We start from the raw sequence: 3,881 nt of genomic DNA, 5'->3' as shown, positions 1-3,881 counted from the left end.
GTTTGTTCACTGTAAAATAATCACTCGTAATACCTGAAATTTGCACGTTTACTTTTTTATCATTGACTTCAATTGGGTCAAAGGAGGAGTTTTCGGTAATGACCGAAGCGACCTCTGGAATTTTGCTCAGCTGAAGTAAATCCTCCTGCGTGAACGTCGGCTGCTTCTCCAATGGATTCGCAAAAATATCCTCAGTGTCCGGCTTAAAATTGAGCTGAATCGTATTATTTCCTCCACCAGCAATTTGCGACTTTAATGCCGCTTCCCCGCCTTGCCCAATTGCGACTACGGTAATGATGCTACCAACGCCAATGATGATGCCAAGCATAGTAAGAGCGGAGCGGAGCTTATGGGCTAGAATAGATGACAGGGCTATTTTGATACTATCGAGTAAGCTCATTGTATTCGCTCCGATCCTGCGTAATTTTCCCATCGCGTAGCATGATGCGGCGCTTGGAGTAGGCGGCAACCTCATCTTCGTGTGTAACCATGATGATGGTCGTTCCTTCCTTATTTAACTGCGTAAAAATATCCATCACCTGTGCACCTGATTTTGTATCGAGTGCCCCGGTCGGCTCGTCCGCTAATATAAAGCTTGGTTTGTTTGCAATACTTCTCGCAATTGCCACGCGCTGCTTTTGTCCACCAGAAAGCTGGTTCGGCAAATAGTTAACGCGATCAGCAAGACCAACTTTAGCTAGCGCCTCCAGTGCTAGCTCACGTCGCTCCTTCTTACTGACGCCTCCGTAAATAAGCGTAAGTTCCACATTTTCAACTGCTGTTAAGCGCGGTAACAAATGAAAATGTTGAAATACGAAACCGATCGAACGATTGCGAAGCAGGGCAAGTTCCGTGTCATCAGCAGTTAATACATTTACATCATTTAATATGTATTCCCCTTCTGCTCTGCGATCCAGACAGCCGATAATGTTCATAAGTGTAGACTTTCCTGATCCAGATGGCCCCATAATACTCACGAATTCACCGCTATTAATTTCGATATTAATATCATGCAAAACCGGTACTTCTAACGCACCTTGTTTGAACGTCTTATTAATGTGCCGCAGGCTAATCAATTTGCCTTCACATCCATTCCATCTTGCAGCTTGGATGAAGGACTTTCTGCTACCTTATCTCCTTCTTTTACTCCTTGAGATACTTGAATCCATTCCCCGTCGCTAAGACCAGTCGTAACCTTCGTTTTCTTTAGCTTCCCGTTATCGTTTATAAACAAATACGATTCATTATTTTCCTCTACAATACTGCTTCGCGGTACAGAAAGTAGTTTTTGAGATGAAATATTTACTTGCATCGATACATGATAACCTGGTGCTAATCCATCTTGCGATTCTAGGGAAGCTTTATAGGTATAATACGATATGGTTTGCGACTGGGTGGTATCGGTTGTACTCAATTGTCCACTATCCGCCGTTGTTGGATATTCGCTCACTTCTATAATTTTTCCCTTCCACGTTTTATTCGCTACCGCCTTCGCTGTTATCGTTACTGCTTGTCCCTTCTGGATTTGTGACTTTTGCAGTTCCGTTAACGTTCCTTGAATTTGGAATGGATCTTTGGAGGCAATTTGAATAAATGCCTTTGGCTGAAGCTGCGCGGACCCTTGCGAAGCATCCGGGTCAAGCTTTTGCACAATGCCGTTGTTTTTGCTATATACAATTAAATCATCTTGTTTTTTCTGCAATTCCTGCTGCTGCAGATCATTCTTTTGCTTTTCAAGATCGATGGTTTTCATCTGTGATTCCAAGTCCGCTACTTGGGCTTCCAACGGCTGAATTACTGTAGATGGCGCACCCGCATCCTTAGCCTTTTGAATATCCTGGTTCAAGGAATCAATTTTATCTGACGCTTGCTTCGAGCGCATAGTCGTCATCTGGTTATCAAGGTCAGCCTGCTTAATTTGCAGGGCAAGTTCTGGACTATCGTAAGAAAAGAGCTTCTGGTCCTTTTTGACTTCGTCGCCTTCCTTTATAAAGATATCCTTCACTTTCCCTTTTGTTGCATCTGCATAAATCGTGTCAATGTTACCCGGAATGACGCGACCCGAAATCAGTTTCATATTGTTTATGCTTCGTTCTGTCGCAACTGCGAATTTCAAACCAGCTTGCGCGCTTCCCTTTTTCGCCTGTGTCACGACAATATTAATCCCGACAACAAGAACGATAAGTAGGATGAATCCGATTATAATCCATTTACGTTTTCGCCTCGGAGCTTGGACCGTCTCTATCTGCATCTTCGAATCCCCTTTTTAAAATATTTTATCTCAACCCAAATTATACAGAATATACCAATATACTACAATATGTTCCTATTCTATATATATGTATTCTTTTTGTCAGATTTATGTACGTCATACGAAAACAAATCTCTTTTTTGTCACTTGCAAACGGTTTATTGTTGTAAAAAAACAACACTGTGCCATAACAGCTCAATGTGTTTTATAATAGAGAGTAAATCTTACACAGTAGGAGATGTATAGAATGATTGTCGTGAGTGCATGTTTAGCAGGCGTTGCCTGTCGATATAATGGTTCGCACCATCTCGTTTCCAAAATAGAAAAGCTAGTAAGAGAGAAAAAAGCAGTTCTCGTCTGTCCCGAAATGCTAAGTGGTTTCTCTACTCCGCGCGAGCCTGCAGAAATTGTGGGCGGATCTGGTTCGGATGTACTAGATGGAGTTGCAACGGTCCTTACAAAATCGGGTGAAGACGTAACGAATCGTTATCTAATAGGAGCACAAAAAGCATTGGAAGTGGCCAAACGCGAACAAGCCGCTTGTGTTGTTTTGAAAGAAAGTAGTCCGTCTTGTGGCAGTAGTATGATCTATGATGGCAATTTTACTGACATCAGAAAAGCAGGAGAAGGTGTAACCGCAGCCTTACTTCGCCGAAACGGCATAACGGTTCTATCTGACGTAGAATTTATGAAAATGGTAAGCAGTATTGCATAGATAACTTATGTAGAAACCTCGCTTCTTGCGAGGTTTTTTTATATAAAAAAAGGGTGATTAAGCTTTCAGCTGTTTCTTTATCTTCTGAATGTCCATTCGATTCTTCATTAAATCTTCTTGAAACACTTCCGTCATAACCTTTAAATCTTCGATATCCTTTTTTACTTCTATAAATTCGCTTCTTACTTCTTGCTTAAACTCTTTCAACTCTTCCTTTAACTCGTTTACCTCTTGCTTCAACTCTTTTACCTCTTGTCTCAACACACTTACCTCTTGCTGGACATCCTTCAGCGCGTCATGCATGTCCAATATCGCTCGCATCAAATCTTTAGTAGTAATTTCAGCCATAAACACTCCTCCTTTATATAGTGGTTGTCTGTAGCATCAGTCTATCAGAAAGAAGGTAAAAAGCAATTCTTGATTATTTGTTTTTCTGTTAAAAAACGGAAGAATTATCCGTGAGAAAAAAGAAGAATCTACTATATTTACAAAAAAAGCGCCCTATTTTTATAGAGACGATTACTTTGATGACCCCCAACTTTCTTATTCTCTCAAAACGGTCACCAAAACAGCGATTTCTCTAGTATCTAGGAGTAAAGGATTCTATCATTAATAGGTTAGACAAAGAAAAAAAGGGATCCTTCTCTAGGTAAGAGAGGGATTCCCTTTTCAATGTCCTCTATATACGAAGCGTTTTTACTAGTCAACTGAGAACATGTATTTCCTGTAGCTTTTCCGTATCGACAGGAAGATGCCGATTAAAATCATGTTTGAAAATAGAGAGCTTCCTCCGTATGTTAAGAACGGAAGGGAAATTCCTTTTACTGGCATGAGACCTACAATCATTCCGATGTTTTGGAAGATTTGCAAAGATAGCATGACCGCTGATCCAGCGCAGATGTATGCACCAAATGG

At 41.0% G+C, this 3,881-nt stretch carries 6 protein-coding genes; 1 reads left to right on the top strand and 5 read right to left on the bottom strand.

The window, feature by feature from the left end:
- From AC11ZT_RS07835 to AC11ZT_RS07825, 3 genes are all read right to left on the bottom strand, one after another.
- Nucleotides 1-400 (bottom strand): ABC transporter permease (locus AC11ZT_RS07835; protein WP_484059065.1); only part of this gene is annotated, 400 nt, incomplete at its 3' end.
- Complete coding sequence (locus AC11ZT_RS07830) at nt 384-1,076, bottom strand: ABC transporter ATP-binding protein (protein WP_484059064.1); 693 nt, start codon at nt 1,074-1,076, stop codon at nt 384-386. The genes AC11ZT_RS07835 and AC11ZT_RS07830, both read right to left, overlap by 17 nt.
- A complete protein-coding gene (locus AC11ZT_RS07825) occupies nt 1,073-2,251 on the bottom strand; it encodes an efflux RND transporter periplasmic adaptor subunit (protein WP_484059063.1) in 1,179 nt (392 codons plus the stop codon). The genes AC11ZT_RS07830 and AC11ZT_RS07825 overlap by 4 nt, the downstream gene beginning before the upstream one ends.
- Nucleotides 2,252-2,498: 247 nt before the next feature.
- Here AC11ZT_RS07825 and AC11ZT_RS07820 point away from each other — a divergent pair, with 247 nt between their 5' ends.
- Nucleotides 2,499-2,966, top strand: coding sequence for a 2-thiouracil desulfurase family protein (locus AC11ZT_RS07820; RefSeq protein WP_484059062.1), 468 nt, complete (start codon nt 2,499-2,501; stop codon nt 2,964-2,966).
- A 57-nt stretch (nt 2,967-3,023) separates the two neighbouring features.
- Here the strand turns inward: AC11ZT_RS07820 and AC11ZT_RS07815 are convergent, their stop codons facing one another.
- Nucleotides 3,024-3,314, bottom strand: coding sequence for a hypothetical protein (locus AC11ZT_RS07815; protein ID WP_484059061.1), 291 nt, complete (start codon nt 3,312-3,314; stop codon nt 3,024-3,026).
- Nucleotides 3,315-3,665: 351 nt separating this feature from the next.
- On the bottom strand, nt 3,666-3,881 hold a 216-nt coding region (locus AC11ZT_RS07810; protein ID WP_484059060.1), incomplete at its 5' end, for an FtsW/RodA/SpoVE family cell cycle protein.

It is taken from the genome of Ectobacillus sp., from assembly GCF_056992975.1.
Note: the sequence above shows the minus strand (reverse complement) of the source record. Positions and strands in the feature narration are given on the sequence as shown.

What these genes read in the sequence shown, in the direction of transcription:
- AC11ZT_RS07820 (WP_484059062.1), top strand. Translation starts at nt 2,499, where the DNA reads ATGATTGTCGTGAGTGCATGTTTAGCAGGCGTTGCCTGTCGATATAAT.
- AC11ZT_RS07825 (WP_484059063.1), bottom strand. Translation starts at nt 2,251, where the DNA reads ATGCAGATAGAGACGGTCCAAGCTCCGAGGCGAAAACGTAAATGGATT.
- AC11ZT_RS07815 (WP_484059061.1), bottom strand. Translation starts at nt 3,314, where the DNA reads ATGGCTGAAATTACTACTAAAGATTTGATGCGAGCGATATTGGACATG.